At 71.4% G+C, this 25899-nt stretch carries 28 protein-coding genes and 5 tRNA genes; 27 read left to right on the top strand and 6 right to left on the bottom strand.

The annotated features are described in order from the left end of the window. The first annotated feature begins 112 nt into the window (after positions 1-112). From IG62_RS0115675 to IG62_RS0115715, 9 genes are all read left to right on the top strand, one after another. On the top strand, positions 113-304 hold the full coding sequence (locus IG62_RS0115675; RefSeq protein WP_030802358.1) for a hypothetical protein: 192 nt from the start codon (positions 113-115) through the stop codon (positions 302-304). Between the two features lie 126 nt (positions 305-430). Beyond that, positions 431-1204, top strand: a complete 774-nt coding sequence (locus IG62_RS0115680) for a fumarylacetoacetate hydrolase family protein (RefSeq protein WP_030802360.1) — start codon at positions 431-433, stop codon at positions 1202-1204. Beyond that, complete coding sequence (gltX, locus tag IG62_RS0115685; protein WP_030802362.1) at positions 1197-2678, top strand: glutamate--tRNA ligase; 1482 nt, start codon at positions 1197-1199, stop codon at positions 2676-2678. Before IG62_RS0115680 ends, gltX begins: the two co-directional genes overlap by 8 nt. 96 nt (positions 2679-2774) lie before the next feature. Then, positions 2775-3488 carry an HAD family hydrolase gene (locus IG62_RS0115690; protein ID WP_030802363.1) on the top strand — a complete coding sequence of 238 codons (714 nt, stop codon included), beginning with the start codon at positions 2775-2777 and terminating at the stop codon, positions 3486-3488. Between the two features lie 87 nt (positions 3489-3575). After that, positions 3576-3647 (top strand) — tRNA-Gln (locus IG62_RS0115695). A 21-nt stretch (positions 3648-3668) separates the two neighbouring features. Beyond that, positions 3669-3741, top strand: a tRNA-Glu gene (locus tag IG62_RS0115700). An 84-nt stretch (positions 3742-3825) separates the two neighbouring features. Further along, positions 3826-3898, top strand: a tRNA-Glu gene (locus tag IG62_RS0115705). 16 nt (positions 3899-3914) lie between these two features. Then, positions 3915-3986: transfer RNA gene (locus IG62_RS0115710), tRNA-Gln, on the top strand. A 41-nt stretch (positions 3987-4027) separates the two neighbouring features. Further along, a tRNA-Glu gene (locus IG62_RS0115715) sits at positions 4028-4100 on the top strand. Positions 4101-4156: 56 nt separating this feature from the next. On the opposite strand, the gene IG62_RS0115720 is transcribed toward IG62_RS0115715, so the two are convergent. After that, positions 4157-4804, bottom strand: coding sequence for a MerR family transcriptional regulator (locus tag IG62_RS0115720; RefSeq protein WP_030802364.1), 648 nt, complete (start codon positions 4802-4804; stop codon positions 4157-4159). Between the two features lie 90 nt (positions 4805-4894). Between IG62_RS0115720 and IG62_RS0115725 the strand changes: the two genes are divergently transcribed. Beyond that, positions 4895-5374 carry a DUF4188 domain-containing protein gene (locus tag IG62_RS0115725; RefSeq protein ID WP_030802365.1) on the top strand — a complete coding sequence of 160 codons (480 nt, stop codon included), beginning with the start codon at positions 4895-4897 and terminating at the stop codon, positions 5372-5374. A gap of 72 nt (positions 5375-5446) precedes the next feature. Here IG62_RS0115725 and ndgR read toward each other — a convergent pair whose 3' ends face one another. Then, positions 5447-6163 (bottom strand): IclR family transcriptional regulator NdgR, encoded by a 717-nt coding sequence (ndgR, locus tag IG62_RS0115730; protein WP_030414225.1) that lies wholly within the window; start codon positions 6161-6163, stop codon positions 5447-5449. Between the two features lie 175 nt (positions 6164-6338). Here ndgR and leuC point away from each other — a divergent pair, with 175 nt between their 5' ends. From leuC to IG62_RS0115755, 5 genes are all read left to right on the top strand, one after another. After that, positions 6339-7763 carry a 3-isopropylmalate dehydratase large subunit gene (gene leuC / locus IG62_RS0115735; RefSeq protein WP_030802366.1) on the top strand — a complete coding sequence of 475 codons (1425 nt, stop codon included), beginning with the start codon at positions 6339-6341 and terminating at the stop codon, positions 7761-7763. Between the two features lie 3 nt (positions 7764-7766). Beyond that, on the top strand, positions 7767-8360 hold the full coding sequence (leuD, locus tag IG62_RS0115740; protein ID WP_030802367.1) for a 3-isopropylmalate dehydratase small subunit: 594 nt from the start codon (positions 7767-7769) through the stop codon (positions 8358-8360). A 135-nt stretch (positions 8361-8495) separates the two neighbouring features. Next, the gene (locus tag IG62_RS0115745) at positions 8496-8741 is read left to right on the top strand and encodes a hypothetical protein (RefSeq protein ID WP_030414222.1); all 246 of its coding nucleotides are present in this window, start codon (positions 8496-8498) and stop codon (positions 8739-8741) included. A gap of 125 nt (positions 8742-8866) precedes the next feature. After that, positions 8867-9526: an HU family DNA-binding protein gene (locus IG62_RS0115750; RefSeq protein ID WP_030802368.1), complete on the top strand. Its 660-nt coding sequence runs from the start codon at positions 8867-8869 to the stop codon at positions 9524-9526. Positions 9527-9624: 98 nt separating this feature from the next. Then, positions 9625-9828 (top strand): hypothetical protein, encoded by a 204-nt coding sequence (locus tag IG62_RS0115755; RefSeq protein WP_030802369.1) that lies wholly within the window; start codon positions 9625-9627, stop codon positions 9826-9828. Here IG62_RS0115755 and cofC read toward each other — a convergent pair. Beyond that, complete coding sequence (cofC, locus tag IG62_RS41930; RefSeq protein WP_051798126.1) at positions 9809-10552, bottom strand: 2-phospho-L-lactate guanylyltransferase; 744 nt, start codon at positions 10550-10552, stop codon at positions 9809-9811. The genes IG62_RS0115755 and cofC overlap by 20 nt on opposite strands. Positions 10553-10693: 141 nt before the next feature. Between cofC and IG62_RS0115765 the strand changes: the two genes are divergently transcribed. The 3 genes from IG62_RS0115765 to IG62_RS0115775 all read left to right on the top strand — a co-directional run bounded on the left by IG62_RS0115765 (position 10694) and on the right by IG62_RS0115775 (position 13816). After that, positions 10694-11542: a lysophospholipid acyltransferase family protein gene (locus IG62_RS0115765; protein ID WP_030802371.1), complete on the top strand. Its 849-nt coding sequence runs from the start codon at positions 10694-10696 to the stop codon at positions 11540-11542. Then, a complete protein-coding gene (locus IG62_RS0115770) occupies positions 11539-12540 on the top strand; it encodes an NAD(P)H-dependent glycerol-3-phosphate dehydrogenase (protein ID WP_030802372.1) in 1002 nt (333 codons plus the stop codon). The genes IG62_RS0115765 and IG62_RS0115770 overlap by 4 nt, the downstream gene beginning before the upstream one ends. Positions 12541-12679: 139 nt before the next feature. Next, positions 12680-13816 (top strand): D-alanine--D-alanine ligase family protein, encoded by a 1137-nt coding sequence (locus tag IG62_RS0115775; protein WP_030802373.1) that lies wholly within the window; start codon positions 12680-12682, stop codon positions 13814-13816. 24 nt (positions 13817-13840) lie between these two features. On the opposite strand, the gene IG62_RS0115780 is transcribed toward IG62_RS0115775, so the two are convergent. Both IG62_RS0115780 and IG62_RS0115785 read right to left on the bottom strand, forming a co-directional pair. Next, positions 13841-14341, bottom strand: coding sequence for a DUF3515 domain-containing protein (locus IG62_RS0115780; RefSeq protein ID WP_030802374.1), 501 nt, complete (start codon positions 14339-14341; stop codon positions 13841-13843). A gap of 9 nt (positions 14342-14350) precedes the next feature. Then, the gene (locus tag IG62_RS0115785; RefSeq protein WP_030414214.1) at positions 14351-14584 is read right to left on the bottom strand and encodes an Lrp/AsnC family transcriptional regulator; all 234 of its coding nucleotides are present in this window, start codon (positions 14582-14584) and stop codon (positions 14351-14353) included. Positions 14585-14754: 170 nt separating this feature from the next. Between IG62_RS0115785 and IG62_RS0115790 the strand changes: the two genes are divergently transcribed. Continuing rightward, positions 14755-15723, top strand: coding sequence for a thiamine-phosphate kinase (locus IG62_RS0115790; RefSeq protein ID WP_030802375.1), 969 nt, complete (start codon positions 14755-14757; stop codon positions 15721-15723). A 32-nt stretch (positions 15724-15755) separates the two neighbouring features. After that, positions 15756-16571 carry a bifunctional hydroxymethylpyrimidine kinase/phosphomethylpyrimidine kinase gene (gene thiD / locus IG62_RS0115795; protein WP_030802377.1) on the top strand — a complete coding sequence of 272 codons (816 nt, stop codon included), beginning with the start codon at positions 15756-15758 and terminating at the stop codon, positions 16569-16571. 98 nt (positions 16572-16669) lie between these two features. Here thiD and rpmB read toward each other — a convergent pair whose 3' ends face one another. After that, positions 16670-16855 (bottom strand): 50S ribosomal protein L28, encoded by a 186-nt coding sequence (rpmB, locus tag IG62_RS0115800; RefSeq protein ID WP_006602870.1) that lies wholly within the window; start codon positions 16853-16855, stop codon positions 16670-16672. Positions 16856-17088: 233 nt separating this feature from the next. On the opposite strand from rpmB, the gene IG62_RS0115805 reads away from it, so the two are divergent. The 7 genes from IG62_RS0115805 (at position 17089) to rpmF (ending at position 25895) form a co-directional block, all read left to right on the top strand. Next, entirely contained in the window at positions 17089-18774 is a 1686-nt protein-coding gene (locus IG62_RS0115805) for a DAK2 domain-containing protein (RefSeq protein ID WP_030802380.1), read from the top strand. A gap of 58 nt (positions 18775-18832) precedes the next feature. After that, a complete protein-coding gene (locus tag IG62_RS0115810; protein WP_030802383.1) occupies positions 18833-21793 on the top strand; it encodes a helicase-related protein in 2961 nt (986 codons plus the stop codon). 185 nt (positions 21794-21978) lie between these two features. Beyond that, positions 21979-22578: a 16S rRNA (guanine(966)-N(2))-methyltransferase RsmD gene (gene rsmD / locus IG62_RS0115815; protein WP_030802385.1), complete on the top strand. Its 600-nt coding sequence runs from the start codon at positions 21979-21981 to the stop codon at positions 22576-22578. Continuing rightward, complete coding sequence (gene coaD / locus IG62_RS0115820; protein WP_030414208.1) at positions 22575-23087, top strand: pantetheine-phosphate adenylyltransferase; 513 nt, start codon at positions 22575-22577, stop codon at positions 23085-23087. The genes rsmD and coaD overlap by 4 nt, the downstream gene beginning before the upstream one ends. A gap of 129 nt (positions 23088-23216) precedes the next feature. Further along, the gene (locus IG62_RS0115825) at positions 23217-24323 is read left to right on the top strand and encodes a hypothetical protein (RefSeq protein WP_030802387.1); all 1107 of its coding nucleotides are present in this window, start codon (positions 23217-23219) and stop codon (positions 24321-24323) included. Between the two features lie 733 nt (positions 24324-25056). Then, positions 25057-25719: a YceD family protein gene (locus IG62_RS0115830; protein WP_030802388.1), complete on the top strand. Its 663-nt coding sequence runs from the start codon at positions 25057-25059 to the stop codon at positions 25717-25719. 2 nt (positions 25720-25721) lie between these two features. Continuing rightward, on the top strand, positions 25722-25895 hold the full coding sequence (gene rpmF / locus IG62_RS0115835; RefSeq protein ID WP_028802425.1) for a 50S ribosomal protein L32: 174 nt from the start codon (positions 25722-25724) through the stop codon (positions 25893-25895). The last annotated feature ends 4 nt before the right edge of the window (positions 25896-25899 follow it).

Consider the following 25899-nt stretch of genomic DNA (forward strand, 5'->3'; position numbering starts at 1 on the left):
TAGCGCGCATAGCCTGACGCTTTACACAGTTGCCGAAACTGACAAGACAGGTTTCCGCAACGGCTTTTTCACCGGCCGATCCCCAGCTTCCGACCACACGAGGCATACCGAAGTGAAGACGACGATGATGTTCCGCAACATAGCCAACCCGCGGCGCACCACCCTGGCCCATCTCAAGGACGCCGAGGAGCTCGGAGCCACCCTCTTCGAGGCCCCGGAGCACACCGTCGATCTCCCCACGCAGACCGCCAACCCGCGGCGCACCGTCCTGATGGACGTCCCCGAGCAGGGCGTCAGCGCCTAGTCACGCGACGGAAGGGCAGCGGCCGCGTACCGCCTCGCCGCCCCAATAGGTGAGCGCGCGCCCGAACAGGGGCGATAGCCTGGAGTGTCAACTCCGGTCAATGATCACTGAGGGGCAGCGGCACCCGTGCGCATCGCCAGATTCTCCATCGACGGCAACGTCGGCTTCGGCGTCCTCGAAGGCGACGAACTCGACGTCATCAAGGGTCATCCCTTCGCGGAATTCGAGCGCTCGGGCCAGAAGGTTCCCCTCGACAAGGTCCGGCTGCTGCCCCCCGTGCTGCCCAACAAGGTCGTCTGCGTGGGCCGCAACTACGCCGAACACGCCGCGGAGCTGGGCAACGCCGTCCCGGACGTGCCGGTCACCTTCTTCAAGCCGTCCACCTCGGTGATCGGCCCCGGCGACCCCATCGCCTACCCCTCCTTCTCCCAGGAGGTGCACCACGAGGCGGAGCTCGCCGTCGTCATCGGGCGGATGTGCCGCGAGGTGCCCCGCGAGCGTGCCAAGGACGTCATCCTCGGCTACACCTGCGCCAACGACGTCACCGCGCGCGACGTCCAGCAGCGCGAGAAGCAGTGGGCCCGGGCCAAGGGCTTCGACAGCTCCTGCCCGCTCGGCCCCTGGGTCGAGACCGGGCTGGACCCCGCCGACGTCGCCGCCGGCCTGGCGATCCAGTGCACGGTCAACGGCGAACAGCGCCAGCTCGGCCGCACCAGCGACATGGTCCGCCCGATCGAGGACCTGATCGTCCACATCACCGAGGCGATGACCCTGCTCCCCGGCGACGTCATCCTCACGGGCACCCCGGCCGGGGTCGGCCCCCTCAACGTCGGCGACGAGGTCGCCGTCACCATCGAAGGCATCGGCACTCTCACCAACAAGGTGATCAAGCGTGGCTAACGCGACCCCCGTCCGCGTACGTTTCTGTCCCTCCCCGACCGGTAACCCCCATGTCGGCCTGATCCGCACCGCCCTGTTCAACTGGGCCTACGCGCGGCACCACAAGGGCACCCTGGTCTTCCGGATCGAGGACACCGACGCGGCCCGCGACTCCGAGGAGTCCTACAACCAGCTGCTGGACTCCTTCCACTGGCTCGGCTTCGACTGGGACGAAGGCCCCGAGGTCGGCGGCCCGCACGCGCCGTACCGCCAGTCCCAGCGGATGGACCTCTACAAGGACATCGCCGAGAAGCTGCTCGCCGCCGGCCACGCGTACCCCTGCTACTGCACCACCGAGGAGCTCGACGAGCGCCGCGAGGCCGCCCGCAAGGCCGGCCGGCCCTCCGGTTACGACGGCACCTGCCGCGAGCTGACCGCCGAGCAGAAGTCCGCGTACGAGGCCGAGGGCCGCAGCTCGATCGTCCGCTTCCGGATGCCCGACGAGCCGATCACCTTCACCGACCTGGTCCGCGGCGAGCTGACCTTCACGCCGGACAACGTCCCGGACTACGGCATCGTCCGGGCCAACGGCGCGCCCCTCTACACCCTCGTCAACCCGGTCGACGACGCCCTGATGGGCATCACCCACGTCCTGCGCGGCGAGGACCTGCTGTCCTCGACCCCCCGCCAGATCGCCCTGTACAAGGCGCTGATCGAGCTGGGCGTCGCCTCGTCGATCCCCGCGTTCGGCCACCTGCCGTACGTCATGGGCGAGGGCAACAAGAAGCTCTCCAAGCGCGACCCGCAGGCCTCGCTCAACCTCTACCGCGAGCGCGGCTTCCTGCCCGAGGGCCTGCTCAACTACCTCGCGCTGCTCGGCTGGTCGTTCTCCGCCGACCAGGACATCTTCTCGGTGTCCGAGCTGATCGAGAAGTTCGAGATCGAGGACGTCAACGCCAACCCGGCCCGCTTCGACCTGAAGAAGGCCGAGGCGATCAACGCCGACCACATCCGGCAGCTGGACGTCGAGGACTTCATCAAGCGGTGCGAGCCCTGGCTGAAGGCCCCGTTCGCCAACTGGGAGCCGGCGGACTTCGACGAGGCTGCCTGGCGCGCGATCGCCCCGCACGCCCAGACCCGCCTCACGGTCCTGTCCGACATCACCGCCAATGTCGACTTCCTGTTCCGCAAGGAGCCGGTGGAGGACGAGGCGTCCTGGACCAAGGCCATGAAGGGCGACCCGGTCGCCCTGCTCACCACCGCCCGGGCCAAGCTCGCCGCCGCCGACTGGAACGCCGGTCCCGAGCCCCTCAAGGAGGCCGTCCTGGCCGCCGGCGAGGAGCACGGCCTCAAGCTCGGCAAGGCCCAGGCCCCGGTCCGGGTGGCCGTCACCGGCCGCACGGTCGGCCTGCCGCTCTTCGAGTCCCTCGAAGTCCTCGGCAAGGAGCGCACCATCGCCCGCATCGACGCCGCGCTGGCCAAGCTGGCCGGCTGACCCCCTACGGGCGCCCGAGGGCCCGGAAGCCGCTCCGGCTTCCGGGCCCTCGGCATATGTCCTCCCGGCGCGGCCCCGGCGCGTTAGATTGCCGTCATGCCCCTCCGTGCCGTCCTGTGGGACATCGACGACACCCTCTTCGACTACACCGGGTCGGACCGCGCCGGTGCGCTGCGGCACCTGCGCGCCGAAGGACTGCTGGCCGCCTACGGCGGGGAGGAGGCGGCGCTGACGCGGTGGCGCGCGGCCATGGAGACCGAGTTCGCCCGCTTCCTCGCCGGTGAGCTGGGATTCCTCGACCACCGCAGGGAGCGCGCCCGGACGTTCCTGGGCGTCGCGCTCAGTGACGCGGAGGCGGACGCCTGGTTCGCGAGGTACATCGCGCACTACGAAGCGTCCTGGGTGCTCTTCCCGGATTCCGAGCCCGCGCTGACGGCGCTGGCGCCGCTGGTGCGGCAGGCCGTGCTGTCCAATTCCTCCGTCGCCAACCAGGAGCGCAAGCTGACCAGGCTGGGCATCCGCACCCACTTCGAGGCGGTGCTGTGCGCGGACGAGCTGGGGCACGCCAAGCCCGCGGCGGAGGCCTTCCACGGCGCCTGTGCCGCGCTGGGCCTCGGGCCCGAAGAGGTGGTCTACGTCGGCGACCGGCTCGACATCGATGCGCTCGGTGCCCGGGACGCCGGGCTGGGCGCCGTCTGGCTGGACCGTACGGGCGCCGGCGGGGAGCTGCCGGCCGGGGTGCGGCGGATCGCGACCCTGGCTGAGCTGCCCGAGGTTATCGGTTTTGGAGCCCCGTCCACGATCAGGTAATGTTCTTCCTGCGCCGCCCGAGAGGGCCGAGAGGCCCGGCCGGGAAGCGTAAGTCAAATACCACCCCCGCAGGGGGTTGTGCTTTGATGGCCTATGGTGTAATTGGCAGCACGACTGATTCTGGTTCAGTTAGTCTAGGTTCGAGTCCTGGTAGGCCAGCTCGCAGAGCTCATCTGCAAAGCCCCCGTTGTGTAGCGGCCTAGCACGCTGCCCTCTCAAGGCAGTAGCGCCGGTTCGAATCCGGTCGGGGGTACGGATCCATCCCGTAGATCACCAGGGTCGCTCCCGGTGATATTGCGGTGACAACATCTGGCTCCGGCCGGATGGGATCGCTAGGGCCCCCGTTGTGTAGCGGCCTAGCACGCCGCCCTCTCAAGGCGGTAGCGCCGGTTCGAATCCGGTCGGGGGTACTGGTCTAAACCACCATGGGCTATGGTGTAATTGGCAGCACGAGTGATTCTGGTTCATTTAGTCTAGGTTCGAGTCCTGGTAGCCCAGCGCAGCATGTCCTCGTGGCAGGCTCAACTGCAGGAAATCTTGCCCCCGTTGTGTAGCGGCCTAGCACGCCGCCCTCTCAAGGCGGTAGCGCCGGTTCGAATCCGGTCGGGGGTACGCACAAGGAAAGGCCCTCCGCGTCATGCGGGGGGCCTTTCCGTTGTTCCCGTGGTTCAACTGCCCGTCCGGAAGCGCCTGTTGGACTCCTCGGCCTCGGCCAGCCGGCGCAGGCCGAGCAGCACCGGCTCGTAGAGCACCGTCAGGGCCACCGCCGCCTCCACCTGCTCCCCGGGGGTCTCGTACTCCTCGACCAGGTCCAGGTCGACGACCGCGAGCTCGGCCGCCTGGCGGGCGTAGGGCAGCAGGTGGGCGGTGTCGCAGGGGTAGCCGAGGCGGTGCAGCGCGGCGACGGCGGCGACGAGCATGCGGAAGGCGCCGGAGTGCTCGGCGACCCCCAGGTTGAAGTGCCAGCCGACGCGGCGCAGCAGGTCGGTGGCGGTGTGCCGGGCCGCGGTGGTCGCCGGGTCGGCCTCGTCGGGCCGCGGGCCGTGCGGGAGCGCCTCGACGGCCGCGCCGAGGCGGGAGTGTTGATCGCGGGAGTCGTCGTCGACGGCGGCCAGGACGTCCCGGGCGGTGCTCACCGGGACCCGGCCGACCTGGATCAGCGCCCGGATCAGCCGCAGCCGGCGCAGGTGGTCCTCGTCGTACTCGGACTGGGTGGCGGTGACCGGGCGGCCGGGCGGCAGCAGCCGCTCGCGCAGGTAGTACTTGATCGTCGCGGTGGACACCCCGCTGCGCTCGCTGAGCTCCGCCAGTCGCATAGCTCTTGCGTCCTTCCTTGGAGAGTGACACTATCCAAGCATGGATAGCGACGCTATCCAACATCGTTCGGAGTGACCAAGGGGGCTGCGATGAGCGGCAAGCCGGTACAGGGACGGATGACGGCGGACGGGACCGGGGAGGTGGTGGTCTTCCTCATCGGGATGCGGATCAACGACTGGCGGGCGGTGCGCAGTTGGCTGCCGGTGCTCTCGGCGATGGGGCCCATGATCAAGGAACTGGCGCGGGATCCGGAGCGGGGGTTGCTCGGCTACCGCCTCCTGCCCGGACTGCGGAACTTCGGCCTCGTGCAGTACTGGGAGTCCAAGGAGAAGCTGCTGGCCTACGCGAGCGACCAGGGCGGTGCGCACCGGCCGGCCTGGGCCGCCTTCAACCGGCGGGCCCGGGAGGGGCGGGGCGACGTCGGTATCTGGCACGAGACCTATGTCGTCCCGGCCGGCTCGTACGAGACCATCTACGCGAACATGCCGCCCCACGGACTGGGCGCGGCCCGCGGGGTGGTGCCGGTCGCCCGCCGCGGGGAGCGGGCGGCCGAGCGGCTGGCGGCCTGAACCGGGGCGCGGCCGCCCGGCCCCGGTCCCGGGCGCATCTCGCCGTGCGGGACCGGGAGCGTGCCGCGTCGTTCAGCCGTTGCGGCGCAGGCCCTCGGAGAGCCGGGCGGCCGCGTCGATGACCGCCTGGGCGTGCATCCGGCCCGGGTGGCGGGTCAGCCGCTCGATCGGTCCGGAGACCGAGACGGCGGCCACCACGCGGTTGGAGGGGCCGCGTACGGGCGCGGAGACCGAGGCCACGCCGGGCTCCCGCTCGCCGATCGACTGGGCCCAGCCGCGGCGCCGTACGCCGGACAGGGCCGTCGCCGTGAAGCGGGCGCCCTGGAGGCCGCGGTGCAGCCGCTCGGGCTCCTCCCAGGCCATCAGGATCTGCGCGGCCGAGCCGGCCTTCATCGGGAGCGTGGAGCCGACCGGGACGGTGTCCCGCAGTCCGGACAGCCGCTCGGCCGCTGCCACACAGATCCGCATGTCGCCCTGCCGGCGATAGAGCTGGGCGCTCTCGCCCGTCACATCGCGCAGGTGGGTCAGTACCGGCCCGGCCGTGGCCAGCAGGCGGTCCTCACCGGCCGCCGCGGCCAGCTCGGAGAGCCGTGGGCCCAGGATGAACCGGCCCTGCATGTCCCTCGCCACCATCCGGTGGTGTTCCAGAGCCACGGCCAGCCGGTGGGCCGTGGGTCGTGCAAGCCCTGTCGCCGCGACCAGCCCGGCGAGGGTGGCCGGACCGGACTCCAGGGCACTCAAAACCAGAGCTGCCTTGTCGAGAACGCCGACGCCGCTAGAGTTGTCCATGCAACGATACTCGCGTCTCACACTGTGAAACGCAAGTTCAATTTTCCAGGGAAGTCGTCAGTCTGTAGGTGTGGCCCTCGACCAGGGCCCGGCGTAAGGCCCGGCAGGGGGATTTCTGCGGGCGATCGCGCATGGACGAGCAAGGCCGGCACAGCGGCCGGCCGGAGGGAAAGCGATGGGACGGACACTCGCGGAGAAGGTCTGGGACGACCATGTCGTCCGGCGCGCGGAAGGCGAGCCCGACCTCCTCTTCATTGATCTGCACCTGCTGCACGAGGTCACCAGCCCGCAGGCGTTCGACGGCCTCCGCAAGGCCGGCCGCCAGGTGCGCCGGACGGACCTGACCATCGCCACCGAGGATCACAACACCCCGACCCTCGACATCGACAAGCCGATCGCCGACCCGGTCTCGCGCACCCAGCTGGAGACGCTGCGCAAGAACTGCGCCGAGTTCGGCGTCCGGCTGCACCCGCTCGGCGACGTCGAGCAGGGCGTCGTCCACGTCGTGGGCCCCCAGCTGGGACTGACCCAGCCCGGCACCACCGTGGTCTGCGGTGACAGCCACACCTCCACCCACGGCGCCTTCGGCGCGCTGGCGTTCGGCATCGGCACCAGCCAGGTCGAGCACGTACTGGCCACCCAGACGCTGCCGCTGGCCCCGTTCAGGACGATGGCGATCACCGTCGACGGCGAGCTGCCGGAGGGTGTGACCGCCAAGGACCTGATCCTGGCGATCATCGCCAAGATCGGCACCGGCGGCGGCCAGGGATATGTCATCGAATACCGCGGCCCGGCCATCGAGAAGCTCTCGATGGAGGCCCGGATGACCATCTGCAACATGTCGATCGAGGCGGGCGCCCGGGCCGGCATGATTGCCCCGGACCAGACCACCTTCGACTACCTCCAGGGCCGCGACCACGCTCCCAAGGGCGCGGACTGGGACGCCGCGGTCGAGTACTGGAAGACGCTGCGCACCGACGACGACGCGGTCTTCGACGCCGAGGTGCACATCGACGCCGCCTCGCTGGCGCCGTTCGTCACCTGGGGCACCAACCCGGGCCAGGGCGCACCGCTTTCGGCGAGCGTCCCCGACCCGGCTTCGTACGAGGACGCCTCGGAGCGCCACGCCGCCGAAAAGGCCCTGGAATACATGGGGTTGACGGCGGGTCAGCCGCTGCGCGAGATCACCGTGGACACCGTCTTCGTAGGTTCGTGCACCAACGGCCGCATCGAGGACCTGCGCTCCGCGGCCTCGATCCTGCAGGGCCGCAAGGTCGCCGACGGCGTACGGATGCTGATCGTCCCCGGCTCGGTCCGGGTCTCCCTGGAGGCCGTCGCCGAGGGCCTGGACAAGGTCTTCACCGAGGCGGGCGCCGAATGGCGGCACGCGGGCTGCTCGATGTGCCTGGGCATGAACCCCGACCAGCTGGCGCCCGGTGAGCGCTCCGCGTCCACCTCCAACCGCAACTTCGAGGGCCGCCAGGGCAAGGGCGGTCGTACGCACCTGGTCTCGCCGCAGGTGGCCGCCGCAACGGCGGTTCTCGGCCATCTGGCCTCACCGGCCGACCTGTCCGACGTCGCCACGCCCGCGGGAGTCTGAACCATGGAAGCTTTCACCACCCACACCGGCCGGGCCGTCCCGCTGCGCCGCAGCAACGTCGACACCGACCAGATCATCCCGGCCCACTGGCTGAAGAAGGTCACCCGCGACGGCTTCGAGGACGGCCTGTTCGAGGCCTGGCGCAAGGACCCCGAGTTCGTCCTCAACAAGCCGCAGTACAAAGGCGCCACGGTGCTCGTCGCCGGCCCCGACTTCGGCACCGGATCCTCGCGTGAGCACGCCGTCTGGGCGCTGCAGAACTACGGCTTCAAGGCCGTCATCTCCTCGCGGTTCGCGGACATCTTCCGCGGCAACTCCCTCAAGAACGGCCTGCTGACGGTGGTCCTGCCGCAGGAGACGGTGGACCGGCTGCAGAAGCTGGTGGAGGCCGACCCGGCCGCCGAGGTGACGGTTGACCTCGTGGACCGGCAGGTACGGGCGGAGGGCATCAGCGCGGACTTCGAGCTGGACGAGAACGCCCGTTGGCGTCTGCTGGAGGGGCTGGACGACATCAGCCTCACCCTTCGGGAGGAGCCGTCAATCGTGGCGTACGAGGCGAATCGCCCGTCGTTCAAGCCGCGTACCATCGAGGTCTGACCTCGGGCTTTTGGCTCAAAGCGTTATTGCGTACGATGCGCCCCCTGTGCAGTTGGCAGGGGGCGCATCGGCTTGTGGAGACGTCTGTTGAGGCCCCGTGAAGCGACAACTCGCCGCAGATGGCACAATTAGCGCATGGAACGCGACGACCAACTCCAGCTCTACGGCGTCGTCGCCGACCGACTCAAGGACGCACACGCAAGAGTGCGGACACTGCAAGTCCCGGAGGGCGTACGGATGGCGCTGACCCGGAAGCTGCTCGTCATCACGGCCGCGGCTAAACACGATCTTGCGGACGCGGCACGGCGTCTGGAGTGGTTCATGGAAGACCTCGACGAAGGTCGTTATCCCGAAGATGTGCACGCCGACGGAAGTCCGTGAAGGTCGAGTTCGTTGCGGCACAAGGGTGATTAGCCCGTTTCGTGTTTGATTTGCGGTATATATCTGCCTAACGTGCGAAAAAGCTTGGAAACTTTCCTTCCAGCAATGTCTCCGAAGGGGAAGACGTGAACAAGGCGCAGCTCGTAGAAGCCATTGCCGACAAGCTCGGCGGCCGCCAGAACGCCGCGGACGCCGTCGATGCAGTACTCGACGCGATCGTCCGCGCAGTGGTCTCCGGCGACCGCGTTTCGGTCACCGGATTCGGCTCGTTCGAGAAGGTCGACCGCCCGGCCCGTTACGCCCGCAACCCGCAGACGGGTGAGCGGGTGCGGGTCAAGAAGACCTCGGTGCCGCGCTTCCGCGCCGGTCAGGGCTTCAAGGACCTGGTGAGCGGCTCGAAGAAGCTCCCCAAGGGTGGCGAGGTCGCCGTCAAGAAGGCCCCGAAGGGCAGCCTCACGGGTGCCGCGGCGCCCACGGTCAAGAAGGCCGCCGCGAAGAAGGCCGCGGCCAAGAAGGCCACCGCCAAGAAGGCGGCGCCGGCGAAGAAGGCCGCGGCGAAGAAGACCACCCCCGCGAAGAAGGTCACCGCCAAGAAGACGACGGCGAAGAAGGCCCCCGCCAAGGCCGCCGCCAAGAAGGCGACCCCGGCCAAGAAGACCACCGCGAAGAAGGCGACGGCCAAGAAGACCGCGCCCGCGAAGAAGGCGACGGCGAAGAAGGCTCCCGCCAAGAAGGCCACCGCGCGCAAGACCACCGCGAAGAAGACCACCGCCCGCAAGCGGTGACCCACAGCAGCGGCGACGCCATGCGTCGGGCCGGTCTCCCTCCGGGGAGCCCGGCCCGCGGTGCTTTCCGGCCCCGGCCGCCGTCTAGGCTCTCTCCCATGCAGGCCACCGCGTACACGTACGACCCCCAGACCCGTTCCGGCAGTGTGCTGCTCGACGACGGCACCCCGCTGCCCTTCGACGCGGCCGCCTTCGACGCCGGCGGGCTGCTGCTGCTCCGGCCCGGTCAGCGGGTCCGCATCGAGGTCACCGGGCAGGGCGACGCCCGGCACATCGACCTGATCACCCTCCAGACGCTCTGACCTGCGGCGGCACCGGCCCGGACGACTCCGTGCGCGCCCCGGCGCCGCCCGCCCCCGCAGCCGTCCGCGCCACCGGCGGCGCCTGCCGCGCCGTGTGCGGGCCCACGCCCAGCGCCAGCGCGGCCAGCAGATCCTCGCCGGTGTCCACGTCCCGGCGCACCGACGGCACGTCCGGCGTGGTGATCTCCTGCGCCCCCGACGCCAGATGACGGGCCCGCGACGCACCGCCGAATGCCGGTGCCAATTCCACCCCGGAACTCGCGGTCAGAAGTGTTGTGCCGAAATGCGCCGCATCCGCGAGAAATGCACGGGGAAATAGCGCGGCGGAATGGAGCACCCGGGCCAGCTCGGCCGGTCGCAGCGCGGGAAGATCCGCGTTCAGCGCGGCCACCGGCGCGCCCGGACGACCCGCCCGGACCGCCTCCGCGCCGTGCGCCAGCGCCGCGTTCAGCCCGCCCGCCGGAGTGTCGGGCACGATCCGCGCGCCCAGCGCCGCGAGCCGCTCCGCGGCCAGCCGGTCGTCCGTGACAACCACCACATCGCGCACATCGGCGCAGGCCAGCGCGGCTGCCACGGTGTCCAGGGCGAAGGCCAGGGCCAGCCGCGGGCGGAAGTCCTCCCCGGCGGCCCCGGCCAGCCTGCTCTTGGCCCGCACCAGCGGTTTCAGCGGCACCACCAGGCTCCAGGCCGCCGCTGCCTCGCCGTCCGCTCCGTCTCTTCGCATCCGCGCCATTCTCACCCGCCGCCGACGACCCGGGGGAGCGCCGGGGTTACGGTGTCCTCGACATAGCGGGTACCTGGGGCGACACTTGTGCGGCTGCCGGCCCGTAGCAGCTACGCAGGTCCCCACAAGGAGGGTGTCCCAGTGTCCCGCCGCAGAATCGGCTTCTGGTACCGCTTGGCCGCGGTCATCTGCAAACCGCCGCTCTTGGTTCTGTTCAAGCGGGACTGGCAGGGAATGGAGCACATTCCGGCCGACGGCGGATTTATCACCGCGGTCAACCACAACTCCTATCTCGACCCGCTCTCCTATGCGCACTATCAGTACAACACCGGGCGGGTCCCCCGATTCCTGGCCAAGGCCGGACTCTTCAAGAGCGGCTTTGTCGGCCTGATGATGCGCGGCACCGGACAGATCCCGGTCTACCGGGAAACCACCGACGCCGCCAACGCGTTCCGTGCCGCCGTCACCGCCATCCACAAGGGCGAATGCGTCGCCTTCTACCCCGAGGGCACCCTCACCCGGGACCCCGAGCTCTGGCCGATGCAGGGCAAGACCGGTGCCGCGCGGGTGGCGCTGCTGACCAAGGCCCCGGTCATCCCGGTCGCCCAGTGGGGCGCCAACGACGCGATGCCGCCGTACGCCAAGGAGAAGAAGCTCCAGCTCCTCCCGCGCAAGACGCTGCGGGTCAAAGCGGGGCCGCCGGTCGACCTGAGCGCCTACTACGACCAGGAACCGACCGCCGAGGTGCTGCGCGCCGTCACCGACCTCATCATGAGCGCGATCACCGAGCAGCTGGCCCAGCTGCGCGGCGAGCCCGCACCGACCGCGCCCTACGACTGGCGCAAGGCCATCGCCCAGGAGCGCAAGGCCGCCCGCGAGGCCGCCAGGGCCGCCACCGCGGAGCCCGCCCCGGCCGCCGCCACCGAGGGCGCGATCGCCCCCCAGCAGGCCCGAAGCACCCAGCAGGCACAGGAGGATGAAGGCAAGTGACGCGCTGCGCCGTCTACGGCACGGGGTCCTGGGGCACCGCATTCGCGATGGTGCTCGCCGACGCGGGATGCGAGGTGACCCTGTGGGGGCGCCGCGCGGCCCTGGTCGACGCCATCAACAACGGCCGTACGAACCCCGACTACCTGCCGGGCGTCGAGCTCCCCGCGGCCGTACGGGCCACCACGGACCCGGCACGGGCGGCCCGGGACGCGGAGTTCACCGTCCTGGCCGTGCCGTCCCAGACGCTGCGCGGAAACCTCGCCGAATGGGCGCCCCTGCTGCCCGCCGACACGATCCTGGTCTCCCTGATGAAGGGCGTCGAACTGGGCACGGCCAAGCGCATGAGCGAGGTCGTCGAGGAGGTCGCCAAGGCCCCCGCCGAAAGGGTCGCGGTGGTCACCGGCCCCAACCTCGCCAAGGAGGTCGCGGCCCGGCAGCCCGCCGCCGCGGTCGTCGCCTGCGCCGACGAGGCGGTCGCCCGCCGGGTGCAGACCGCCTGCCACACCTCGTATTTCCGCCCGTACACCAACACCGACGTGGTGGGCTGCGAACTGGGTGGCGCGGTCAAGAACGTCATCGCCCTCGCCGTCGGCATCGCCACCGGCATGGGGCTGGGCGACAACGCCAAGGCGTCGCTGATCACCCGCGGACTCGCCGAGACCACCCGGCTCGGCCTCGCCATGGGCGCCGATGCGCACACCTTCGCCGGCCTGGCCGGCATGGGCGACCTCGTCGCCACCTGCTCCTCACCGCTGTCCCGCAACAACACCTTCGGCACCAACCTCGGCCGCGGCATGACGCTGGAGGAGACCATCGCGGTCACCAAGCAGACCGCCGAGGGCGTCAAGTCCTGCGAATCCGTACTGGATCTGGCCCGCAGGCACGGCGTCGACATGCCGCTCACCGAGACGGTGGTGTCCATCGTCCACGACGGCAAGCCGCCGCTGGTGGCCCTCAAGGAGCTGATGGCGCGCAGCGCCAAGTCCGAGCGGCACTGAAAAGCAGCCCCGAACCGGCACCGAACCGGCACCGAACCGGCACGAAAACCCCGCCGCCCGCGGCGGGTGCCGGCGCCACACCACCAACGGCGGCCGCCGCACTGACGCCGCCCCGGTCAGCAGGTACCCTCAACGCGATATGAGCAGCCAGACCTCCTCCCACAAGCCCCGCGTCGCCGTCGTGTTCGGCGGGCGCAGCTCCGAGCACGCCATCTCCGTGGTCACCGCCGGAGCCGTACTGCGCGCCATCGACCGCGACAAGTACGACGTGCTGCCCATCGGCATCACCACCGACGGCCGCTGGGCGCTCACCGCCGACGACCCCGAGCGGATGGCCATCACGGACCGGCGGCTGCCCAGCGTGGCCGAGCTCGCCGAGTCCACCGAGGGCGCAGTGGTGCTCCCCGTCGACCCGTCCCACCGCGAGGTGGTCTACACCGAGCCGGGTGCGGTGCCCAAGGCGCTCGGCGAGGTCGACGTGGTCTTCCCCGTCCTGCACGGCCCGTACGGCGAGGACGGCACCCTGCAGGGCCTCCTGGAGCTCTCCGGCGTCCCCTACGTCGGCTCGGGCGTGCTGGCCTCCGCGGTCGGCCAGGACAAGGACTACATGAAGCGGGTGTTCACCTCCTTCGGGCTGCCGGTCGGCCCCTACGAGGTCATCCGCCCCCGGGAGTGGGAGAAGGACCCCTCGGCGGCCCGCAAGAAGATCGTGGACTTCGCCGCCGAACACGGCTGGCCGCTCTTCGTGAAGCCCGCCCGGGCCGGCTCGTCCATGGGGATCAGCAAGGTCGACGGGCTCGCGGACCTCGACGAGGCCATCGAGGAGGCCCGCCGGCACGACCCCAAGTTCCTCGTGGAATCGCTGCTCAGCGGCCGCGAGATCGAGTGCGGGGTGCTGGAGTTCGAGGACGGGCCGCGGGCCAGCGTGCCGGCCGAGATCCCGCCGGTCACCGCGCACGACTTCTACGACTTCGAGGCCAAGTACATCGACTCGGCCGCCGGCATCGTGCCGGCCCCGCTGACCGCCGAGCAGACCGCGAAGGTCCAGGAACTGGCCGTCGCGGCCTTCGAGGCGGCGTCCTGCGAGGGCCTGGTCCGCGCGGACTTCTTCCTGCAGGACAACGGCGAGTTCGTGATCAACGAGATCAACACGCTCCCCGGCTTCACGCCCATCTCGATGTACCCGCGGATGTGGCAGGAGAGCGGAGTGAGCTACCCGGAGCTGATCGACCGCCTCCTGGAGGCGGCGCTGCAGCGCTCGACCGGGCTGCGCTAGGACCGCGGCCGGCCGGCGCGAGGGCTAGACGCCCGCGGGGATGGTCTTCTTCACCGCGCCCGCGAGGTCGGGGAGCACATTGACCTCGGGGGCGTACTTCCCGGGCACGGTCACCTCGACGTACACCTTGCGCAGCACGGTCGTGAAGCGGTAGCCGTCGTCCTGCTTCTCGAAGAGCCACCGGACGCCGTTGACTTCCGCCGCCTCCGGGTTGGGGTTGTAATGTTCACTCCCGTGTCTCAGGACGTCCGGCTTCGGTACCCCGCAGCGCAGTTGCACGGCGGGGTCGCCCCAGACGGCGGTGAAGTCGGAGACGGGCTCGGCGGAATGCCGCTTCAGCCCGTCGACGGTCCGCGGCAGTTCCTCATGGAGTGCCCGGCAGTGCCGCGCCGCCTCGCCCCGGGGGGACGGGACGGCCACGTCCTCGGAAGACGAACAGCTCACCGCGGCGAACGCCGCGGTGAGCAGGGGAAGGGCCAGGATCGGGCGGCACCGGCGACGCGAAGAGATCACCCGGCCGAGCATACGGGGGAGCTAGAGATGAACGACCGGGCAGGTCAGGGTGCGCGTGATGCCCTCCACTTGCTGGACCTTCGCCACCACCATGCGGCCCAGCTCATCGACGGTGTCGGCCTGTGCGCGCACGATCACGTCGTACGGACCGGTGACGTCCTCGGCCTGCAGCACACCGGGGATCTTCGAGATCACCTCCGCGACGGCCGAGGCCTTGCCGACCTCGGTCTGGATCAGGATGTAGGCCTGTACCACGGGACCTCCAGGGCGGCTACGAGGATCATGGGGGAAGAAGGGACGCCACGGTACCGCGTCACCGTGCGGAGCGGGGAGACCCGCGCGGTGAACACGGCAGGTGCGGCGCAACCGTCAGCCACGTACGGACCGTCCGTACAACGGCCCGTACACAGGAGAAGGGCAACAGCATGAAGGGCACCGTGGGCGAGCTGGGGGAGTTCGGTCTGATCAGGGAGCTCACCTCCCGGCTCACGTCCACTCCGGCGGTACGCATCGGGCCGGGGGACGACGCCGCGGTGGTCACCGCGCCGGACCGGAGGGTGGTCGCCAGCACCGACATCCTCTTGGAGGGCCGGCACTTCCGCCGCGACTGGTCCACCGCCTACGACGTCGGCCGCAAGGCCGCCGCGCAGAACCTCGCCGACATCGCGGCGATGGGCGCGGTGCCCACCGCGATCCTGCTGGGCCTGGTCGTGCCCGCGGAACTCCCCGCGACCTGGCCGACCGAGCTGATGGACGGGCTGCGCGACGAGTGCCAGGTGGCCGGCGCCGCGGTCGTCGGCGGTGACGTGGTCCGCGGCGACACCATCACCGTCGCCATCACCGCCCTCGGCGACCTGCGCAACCAGGAGCCGGTCACCCGGGCCGGCGCCCAGCCCGGCGACGTGGTCGCGGTGACCGGCTGGCTCGGCTGGTCCGCCGCCGGGCACGCGGTCCTCTCCCGCGGCTTCCGCTCGCCGCGCGCCTTCGTGGAGGCGCACCGCCGCCCCGAACCGCCGTACCACGCCGGTCCCGCGGCCGCCGGGCTCGGCGCCACCGCCATGACCGACGTCAGCGACGGGCTGGTCGCCGACCTCGGGCACATCGCCGAGGCCAGCAAGGTCCGGATCGACCTGCGGTCCGCCGCGATCGACATCCCCACGCAGATGTCCGACATCGGCACCGCGGTCGGCGTGGACCCGATGCAGTGGGTGCTCAACGGCGGCGAGGACCACGCGATCGTGGCCACGTTCCCGCCGGACGTGAAGCTGCCCGCCCGGTGGAAGGTCATCGGCGAGGTCCTCAACCCCTCCGCGCTGCCGCAGGTCACGGTGGACGGCGCCCCCTGGGTGAAGGCCGGCTGGGACCACTTCGGGGACAACGCCGACGCCGAGTAGGCCACCGGCTGCGGGCGGGTAGATTCGCCGGCATGCACATACCTCCACGCGTCCTGACCGTCGCCGGGTCCGACTCCGGCGGCGGCGCGGGGATCCAGGCCGACCTGAAGACGATGCTGGCGCTCGGCACCCACGGCATGAGCGTGCTCACCGCCGTCACCGCACAGAACTCCCTGGGCGTGCAGGGTGCGTGGGAGCTGCCCGCCGAGGCCGTACGCGCCCAGTTCCGCAGCGTCGTCGACGACATCGGTGTCCAGGCGGTCAAGACCGGCATGCTCTCCTCGGCGGAACTCGTCGAGACCGTCGCCGAACTGCTCGCCGGACTGGACGTCCCGGTCGTCGTCGACCCCGTGGGCGTCTCCAAACACGGTGACGCACTGCTCGCCGAGAGCGCCCTGGACGCGGTGCGCACCAAGCTGCTGCCGACGGCCACCGTCGCCACCCCCAACCTCGACGAGGTGGCCCAGCTCACCGGCGTGCGCGTCCGGGAGGAGGCCGACATGCGCCTTGCCGCCGCCGCCGTCCTGGACTTCGGGCCGCGCTGGGCGCTCATCAAGGGCGGCCACCTCACCGCCGCGGACGGGGACGGCGACAGCGCCGTCGACCTGCTCACCGACGGCACCGAGGAGCACTGGCTGCGCGCCCCGCGCCACGACAACCGCCACACCCACGGCACCGGCTGCACCCTCGCCAGCGCGCTCGCCGCCCAGCTGGCCAAGGGCGACGGTGTCCCGCAGGCCGCCGCGGCGGCCAAGGACTACGTCACCGGCGCGATCGCGGCCGGCTTCCGGCTCGGTGGCGGCATCGGGCCGGTCGACCACGGCTGGCGGCTCCGCGACGGGCGCTGAAGTGACCGCCCGAGGCGGCACAGGAACGGCAAAAGCCGGCCCACCCGAAGGTGGACCGGCTTCCCAGGCAACCGGCCGGCTGCGCTACGACTAAGGCGTCAGCGCGAAACCTTGCCGGCCTTGATGCACGAGGTGCAGGCGTTCAGCTTCTTCGGCGTGCGCCCGATCACTGCACGCACCGTCTGGATGTTGGGGTTCCAACGACGGTTGGTACGGCGATGCGAGTGCGAGACACTCTTGCCGAAGCCCGGCCCCTTGCCGCAGACGTCGCAGTTGGCAGCCACGGGTCACTCCAAAGACTTCAGATGCACTTACGGTGAATCCCGACGGGCCGAGTGCATTGCCCGACCGGCGACCGTCAGGAGAGGAAATGGCCCGATTCTCATCGGGCAACCGGAGCAGCATACAACGACCGCTCCCGTAGAACGAAACTATCACGCACCCCCCGGCCCCCGCCCCGGCCTCCCCACCCGTGCGCGGCTACTGTGCGGTGCAGCCCGTGACCCAGGAGGACGATGTGCCGTACCCGCTCGACGCCGCCGCGGTCCGCTCCTGGTGCGGACTGGCGCTGGAGGCGCTCGGCCGGGAACGCGAGCGGATCGACGCGATCAACGTCTATCCGGTGGCCGACGGCGACACCGGCACCAACCTCTATCTGACGCTGGAATCCGCGGCCCGGGCGGTCGAGGCCGCCTTCGACGGCCACGCCTCGGCGGGCACCGCCCCCGGCCTCGCCGACGCGATCGGCGCGATGGCACACGGCGCCCTGATAGGAGCGCGGGGCAACTCCGGCACCATCCTGGCGCAGCTGCTGCGCGGGATGACCGACGTCCTGGCGGCCGGCGGCGGGACGGACGGCACCGACAGCACGGACACCGCGACGGATGACGGTGCGGCCGAGGCCCTGCGCCGGGCCCTGCGCCGGGCCGCCGCCTCCACGTACGAGGCCGTCGCCCACCCCGTGGAGGGCACCGTCCTGACCGTGGCGACCGCCGCCGCCGATGCCGCCGACCGCGCGGCCGGAGCGGCCAGGGACGCCGCCACGGTCGCCCGCGCCGCCCACGAAGGCGCCCGTACGGCCCTGCAGGCGACCCCCGGGCAGCTGGCGGTCCTCGGCAGGGCGGGCGTCGTGGACGCCGGCGGCTGCGGGCTCGTGGCCCTGCTGGGCGCGCTCGCCGACGCGCTCTCCGGAGAGGCCACGGCCACCCCCGTCGCCGTACGGGCGGACGCCCCGCTCCCCGAGGCCGCCGGTTGCGACGTCGCGGCACACACGGCGGCCGACGGCTGCGCGGAACCAGGCGGGCCCGCCTTCGAGGTCATCTACCTGCTGGAGGCGGCGGACGAGGCCGTGGCCCGGCTGCGCAGCCGGCTCGACGGCCTCGGCGACTCCCTGGTGGTGGTCGGCGGGGACGGGCTGTGGCACGTCCACGTCCACGTCGACGACGCGGGCGCCGCCGTCGAGGTCGGCATCGAGGCCGGCCGCCCGTACCGGATCCGCATCACGCACTTCGGCGGTGGCCGCACCAAGGAGCCGGCCCTGGCACCGCGGGCCGTCGTCGCGGTGGTGCCGGGCGCCGGGCTCGCCGGTCTGTGCGCCGACGCCGGCGCGACGGCGGTCACCGTACGCCCCGGGGAGCCCCCGGCCAGCGGGGAACTGGTGCAGGCGATCCGGCAGGCCCACGCCCGCGAGGTCATGCTGCTGCCCAACGACCCCGAACTCCGGCACACCGCCGCGGCCGCCGCCGAACAGGCCCGCACCGAAGGCGTCCGGGTCGCGGTGATCCCCACCCGCGCCGCCGTCCAGGGCATCGCGGCGCTGGCCGTGCACGAGCCGGACCGCAGCTTCGACGAGGACGCGGTCGCCATGACCTCTGCCGCCGGTGCCACCCGCTACGCCGAGCTCGCCCTCGCCGAACGGCAGTCGTGGACCATGGCGGGCGTCTGCCAGGCCGGGGACGTCCTCGGGCTGATCGACGGCGACGTCGCGGTGATCGGCTCGGACCTCACCGTCACCGCCATGACGGTGCTGGACCGGATGCTGTCCGCGGGCGGGGAAATGGTGACCCTGGTCCTCGGCGCGGGGGCGCCCGCCGCCCTCGCCGAGCGGCTGGAACGGCACGTCCGCGAGCGCCACCTCGCCGTCGACACCATCGTTTACGACGGCGGCCAGCGCACCGCCCCACTCCTCATCGGCGTGGAGTGACGGCGCCCCGACGGCCGGGACCGGCGCAATTGTCAGAGGCGTGGTGTGCAATAGACGCGTGGCTGCGCTCGACGAACCCCTGAAGAAAATCCTCGGCGGCACCACCGCGAAGGTGCTGGCCGAGCATCTCGACCTGCATACGGTCGGGGACCTGCTGCACCACTACCCGCGCCGCTACGCCGAGCGGGGCGAGCTGACCCGCCTCGCCGACCTCCCGCTGGACGAACACGTCACGGTCGTCGCCAGGGTCGCCGACGCCCGGGTGCACAAGTTCAACGCCGGCCGGGGACAGCGCCTCGAAGTGACGCTCACGGACGGCAGCGGCCGCCTCCAGCTGGTCTTCTTCGGCAAGGGCATCCACAAGCCGCACAAGGAACTGCTCCCCGGACGCCGCGCGATGTTCGCCGGAAAGGTCTCGCTCTTCAACCGCAAACTCCAGCTCGCCCACCCCGAATACGCGCTCCTGGACGGCGACACCGAAGGCGACGCCGTGGACGCCTTCGCCAATCAGCTCATCCCGATCTACCCCGCCTGCCAGCAGATGGCCTCCTGGAAGATCACCAAGGCGGTCGACGCGGTGCTGCCCAGCGCCCAGGACGCCGTCGACCCGCTGCCCGAGGCGCTGCGGGAGGGCCGGTCACTGGTCCCGCTCACCGAGGCGCTGCTGAAGATCCACCGGCCGGGCAGCAAGGCCGACATCGCCGACGCGCGGGACCGGCTGAAGTGGGACGAGGCGTTCGTGATGCAGGTCGCGCTGGCCCGCAGACGCCTGGCCGACACCCAACTCCCGGCCGTGCCACGGCAGTTGGTCAAGGACGGCATCCTCGACGCGTTCGACGCCGAGCTCCCGTTCACGCTCACCGAAGGCCAGCAGAAGGTCAGCCGGGAGATCTTCGACGATCTGGCGACCGAACACCCCATGCACCGCCTCCTCCAGGGCGAGGTCGGCTCCGGCAAGGCCCAGCCGCTGGACGCCCTGGTGCTCACCCCGGGCGGCTTCCGGCCCATGGGGGAGATGACCGTCGGCACCGAAGTGGTGGTGCCCAGCGGCGAGCGCGCCATGGTGGACGGCGTCTTCCCGCAGGGGGAGCGCGAGGTGTGGCGACTGGTGCTGTCGGACGGCTCCACCGTCGAGTGCGACGACGAACACCTGTGGATCGTCGGGTCCCGGGACACGGGCGAACAGGTCCTGACGACCCGCGCTCTCCGCGCCGACCTGCTGAGCCCCGACGGCCGGCCCAAGTGGTCCATCGCCCCGGCCACCCCCGTCGACCTGGACGACGGCGGGGAGCGCCCGCTCGACCCGTACCGCCTGGGCCGGTCCCTCCCCGGGGACGGCCTGCCGGCCGCCTACCGCAATGCCCCCGTCAAGGACCGGCGGGCCCTGCTGCGGGGGCTGATGGAGGCCGGGGGAGAGGCTTCCGGCACCGGGGACACCTTCCGCGCCGCCCCCGGACCGCTGGCGGACGACCTCGCCTGGCTGGTGCGTTCCCTGGGCGGCGCGGCCCGGCTGCACGACACCGGGGCGGGCGCCTACGACGTCCACATCACGCTGCCCGAGGAGGGGGCCGGTGACGCTCCGGGCCTCCGGCGCGCCATCCGCGCCATCGAGCACGTGGGCCGCAGGCCTGTCCAGTGCATCAGCGTCGCGCACCCCTCCCACGCCTATGTGACCGACCACTTCACCGTCACGCACAACACCATGGTCGCGCTGCGCGCCATGCTCGGAGTCGTCGACAGCGGTGGCCAGGCCGCGATGCTGGCGCCCACCGAGGTGCTCGCCCAGCAGCACCACCGCTCGATCACCGAGATGATGGGGGAGCTGGCCGAGGGAGGGATGCTGGGCGGCGCCGAACGAGGCACCAAGGTGGTGCTGTTGACCGGCTCCATGGGCGCCGCGGCCCGCCGGCAGGCGCTGCTCGACCTGGTCACCGGCGAGGCCGGCATCGTCGTCGGCACGCATGCGCTGATCGAGGACAAGGTGCAGTTCCACGACCTCGGGCTGGTGGTCGTCGACGAACAGCACCGCTTCGGCGTCGAGCAGCGCGACGCCCTGCGCGGAAAGGGAAAACAGCCGCCGCACCTCCTGGTGATGACCGCGACGCCGATCCCGCGGACGGTCGCGATGACCGTCTTCGGTGATCTGGAGACCTCCGTCCTCGACCAACTCCCCGCCGGACGCTCGCCGATCGCCAGCCATGTGGTGCCCGCGAAGGACAAACCGCACTTCCTCGCGCGGACCTGGGAGCGGGTCCGCGAAGAGGTCGAGGCCGGGCACCAGGCGTACGTGGTCTGCCCGCGGATCGGCGACGAGGAGGACGCGCCCAAGCCGGGCAAGAAGGGCGCGGCCGGCGGCAAGGGCGCGGCGGCCGAGGCGAGTTCGCCGGAGGACCTCGCCGAGAAGCGCCCGCCGCTCGCGGTGCTCGACATCGCCGACCAGCTCACCAAGGGCCCGCTCGCCGGGCTGCGGGTGGCGGTGCTGCACGGCAGGATGGCGCCGGACGACAAGGACGAGGTGATGCGCTCGTTCGCGGCCGGCGAGCTGGACGTGCTGGTCGCGACGACGGTCATCGAGGTCGGGGTGAACGTCCCCAACGCCACCGTCATGGTGATCATGGACGCGGACCGGTTCGGCGTCTCCCAGCTGCACCAGCTGCGCGGCCGGGTCGGCCGTGGCTCGGCGCCCGGCCTGTGCCTGCTGGTCAGCGAGATGCCCGAGGCCAGCCCGGCGCGGGCCCGGCTCGCCGCGGTGGCCGGCACCCTCGACGGCTTCGAGCTCTCCCGGATCGACCTGGAACAGCGGCGCGAGGGCGACGTCCTGGGCCAGGCGCAGTCCGGCGTCCGCTCCTCGCTGCGGATGCTCACGGTCATCGACGACGAGGAGATCATCGCCGCCGCCCGCGAGGAGGCCACCGCGCTGGTCGGCGACGACCCCGAGCTGACCGGCTATCCGGAGCTGCGGATCGCGCTGTCCGCCCTGCTGGACGAGGAACGGGAGCAGTACCTGGACAAGGGCTGAGCGAGCCGGGACGGCGGGCCGCGCCGTGCGTGCGCGCCCGCGGCCGGGTGAGAACGATCACGGGCCGGGTGGCCGCCCGGACGGCTCCGGCGGGCGCCCGCCGCCGGACGACGGAATATCGTGGAGCACGGAGCCCGCACGGCTCCGCCGACCCCCTCCACCCCGCACGACGTAAGGACGGGCCCATGACCCGCGTGATCGCCGGTACGGCCGGCGGCCGCCGCCTGGCCGTACCACCCGGCAACGGCACCCGCCCGACCTCCGACCGGGCGCGCGAGGGCATGTTCTCCACCTGGGAGTCGCTGGACGGCCCGCTGACCGGCGCCCGGGTGCTCGACCTGTACGGCGGTTCCGGCGCGGTCGGTCTGGAGGCGCTCTCCCGCGGCGCGGCGCACGTCCTGCTGGTGGAGGCCGACGCCCGCGCCGTCCGCACCATCCGCGACAACGTCCGCACGGTCGGCCTCCCGGGCGTCGAGGTGCGGCCCGGCAAGGCCGAACAGACCGCCGCCGCCCCGCCTCCCGGCGAGCCGTACGACATCGTCTTCCTGGACCCGCCGTACGCGGTGAGCGACGCCGAGCTGTGCGAGATCCTGCTCACACTCCGTGGTCAGGGGTGGCTGTCCGACGACGCACTCGTCACCGTGGAACGGAGCACCAGAGGCGGCGCGTTCCCGTGGCCGGACGGCTTCACCGCGATCAAGGCCCGTCGCTACGGCGAGGGGACGCTTTGGTACGGTCGCGCCGCTCCGACGTCCGCCGAACCGACGTCAGCAAGCGTGTCATGACCGCATCGGAGAGCGAGGAACCCGCGTTGCGCCGCGCCGTCTGTCCGGGGTCGTTCGACCCCATCACCAACGGGCACCTGGACATCATCGCCCGTGCCTCCAAGCTGTACGACGTCGTCCATGTGGCCGTGATGATCAACCAGTCGAAGCAGGGGTTGTTCACGGTCGACGAGCGGATCGACCTGATCCGCCGGGCCACCGCCGAGTACGGCAACGTCCAGGTCGAGTCCTTCCACGGCCTGCTCGTCGACTTCTGCAAGCAGCGCGACATCCCCGCGATCGTCAAGGGCCTGCGCGCGGTCAGTGACTTCGACTACGAACTGCAGATGGCCCAGATGAACAACGGCCTCTCCGGTGTGGAGACCCTGTTCGTCCCCACCAACCCCACCTACAGCTTCCTCTCCTCCAGCCTCGTCAAGGAGGTCGCCGCCTGGGGTGGCGACGTCTCCCACCTGGTCCCGCCGTTCGTGCTCGACGCGCTCACCGAACGGCTGCGCAAGAAGAGCTGATCACCGCACCCGGCGCACCGGCCGCGGGCACTACCTGACGTACTGTCAGTTGGTGTCGGGCGGAGGGCCGGTGGACGTACAGTCGTCCCGTTCCGTCGTTCCAACCCCTCAGAGAGTGGCGAGTCCAAGGTGGACGTGCAGAAGAAGCTCGACGACATCGTCGCGACCGTCGCCGGCGCGCGGTCCATGCCCATGTCGGCCTCGTGCGTGGTCAACCGCGCCGAGCTGCTCGCCATGTTGGAAGAGGTGCGCGCCGCGCTCCCCGGGTCGCTCGCCCAGGCCCAGGAGCTGCTCGGCGGCCGGGAGCAGATGGTCGAGGAGGCGCGCGCCGAGGCGGAGCGGATCATCGAGTCCGCGCACGCCCACCGCGGTTCGCTGATCTCCGACACCGAGATCGCCCGGCAGTCGCAGGAGGAGGCGGACCGGATCCTCGCCGAGGCCACCCGGGAGGCCGCCGAGATCCGCGCCGAGGCCGACGACTACGTCGACTCCAAGCTCGCCAACTTCGAGGTCGTCCTCACCAAGACCATCGGATCCGTCGACCGCGGCCGCGAGAAGCTGCTCGGCCGGGGCCCCGGACTCGACGAGCAGGGCTACGAGGACACCGAGGCCCCCGAGCGCAGCGCCGACCCCGAGACCCTCAGGCAGCGCGCGGACGCCTACGTGGACGCCAAGTTCGGCGCCTTCCAGGCCGTGCTGACCAAGACGCTGGAGGCGGTCGGCCGGGGCCGCGACAAGCTCCAGGGCGCCCAGGCGATCGACGAACTCGCCGCGCACCTGGCGGCCCAGGGCGACCCGCAGAACGCCCAGCCGCAGGCCGACGCGGAGTACCTGGCCGAGCTGGCCGGCATCGGCGCCGACCGCGAACCGCAGACGCCCGTGGTGCCGCAGGAGCAGCCCCAGGAGCACCAGCACCAGCAGCAGCTCCAGTCCCAGCAGCAGGGCTACTACACCGACCCGGCCGCCTACCCCCAGCAGGACGTCTACGGCTACCAGCAGCCCCAGCAGGCCGCCGCGTACACCCAGCACCCGGACCCGTACGCCTACGACTGGCAGCAGCAGCCCCAGCAGCCCGGCTACGACCCGAACGCCTACCTCCAGCCCCAGGTCCCCCAGCAGCCCCAGCACGCCCCGCACACACCCGCCCAGCCCGCCGCCCTGGACGAAACCAGCCTCTTCGACACCAGCATGATCAACCTCGACCAACTCCGCCAGTACGAGGAGGGCCGCCCGTAGGCCCCCCTCCCCGGAGCCGCCGGCTGCGGGGACGCCGGCTGCGGGGGCGCCCGTTGCGGGGGGCGCCGGCCGCGGCCGCCGGGGTGGTGCCCCGTCTGCGCCCCGTTGCGCCGCCGCCGGGACAGCCTCGCCTGCGCCTCGTCGCGCCGCCGCCGGAATGACCCCCGCCCCGCTCTCCGAATGTGGCCCCGCGCCGGGAGTAACCCCGCTTGCGCCCCGTTGCGCCCCCGCGCACCGGAATAACCCCTGCCCTCCACCTGGTTGTGGCCCCGCAGGGGGCCCTCGTGACCCCTACGGGATCTGTTCGGACGCCCCTTGGGGGTAAGCCCGCCCGCCAGGTGCGGGCCCCGGGCGGTTGGCCAGGCGGATGCGCCGGGTCGTCGGCCCGGCCGACCGACGCGTGGTCCCTACGCCGCCGCCGCGCGATCGGCAAGCGGACCGTACGGCAGGCACGGCTCCCGACTCCGGCCCTGCGCGTGGCCCGTGCGCTGCTCCCCACTCCGGCCCCGCGCGTGGCCCGTACGCTGCTCCCGGGCTCCGGCCTGCGCGTGGCCCGTGAGCGCCTGCCCCGTACGAGGCCGGTGGCCGGTCCGTAGGTGGCTGGCCCGCCCGCGGTCTGGGGGTGGCCGGGGAGAGTGGGTGCGGATTGGGCCTATCGGGGTGCTTCCAGTATCCTGGCTCTTCGGTCGCGAGTATTTCCGCGATCTCTGCTGCCCGGATTTCCCAGCGAAGCATGGGCGGCACGAAACCCCGTAGAAAGCAGGAAGCCATCAACGCCCGCCTCGACCACCGTGCCCCTCTCGTGTTCGACACACGTGAGCTGGGTCGGCGTCCCGGTGCGCTCAAGAGGGTCTCCCGCTCCGTCGAGGCCCCCCGGGACCTCGGCAATGAGGTCATCGGTGTGCCCGAGGGTGCCCCGATCGAGCTCGACCTCCGCCTCGAATCGGTCATGGACGGGGTGCTCGTCACGGGTACCGCCCGTGCAACGGTCAAGGGGGAGTGCGTAAGGTGTCTGGAGCCGCTGGAGCGAGAGCTCGACGGCGACTTCCAGGAGTTGTTCGCCTACCCCGACGCCGACGCCAGGGTCCGTGACAAGGACGCCGGCGACGACGCCGAGGACGAGGAGGACACCCTCTTCATCGAGGACGACCTGTTCGACCTCGAACCCGTGCTGCGCGATGCGGTGGTGCTCGCACTGCCGATGCAGCCGGTGTGCCAGGACGACTGCCCGGGCCTGTGCTCCGATTGCGGAGTGCGGCTCGCGGACGACCCGGACCACCACCACGACGCCGTCGACATCCGTTGGGCGGCACTGCAGGGACTCGCCGAAACCAGCAAGGACGGCGAGAAGGACAACGCACCCCGCGACGGCGGGGATGAACCTCAGGAGAAGTAGCCGTGGCTGTTCCGAAGCGGAAGATGTCGCGCAGCAACACGCGCCACCGCCGGTCGCAGTGGAAGGCTGCGGTCCCCACCCTGGTGGCGTGCGAGCGCTGCCACGAGCCGAAGCAGCAGCACATCGCGTGCCCCGCTTGCGGCACCTACAACAAGCGCCAGGTCCTCGAGGTCTGAGCGG

The organism is Streptomyces sp. NRRL S-337 (genome assembly GCF_000720175.1).
Lineage (GTDB): Bacteria > Actinomycetota > Actinomycetes > Streptomycetales > Streptomycetaceae > Streptomyces > Streptomyces siderophoricus.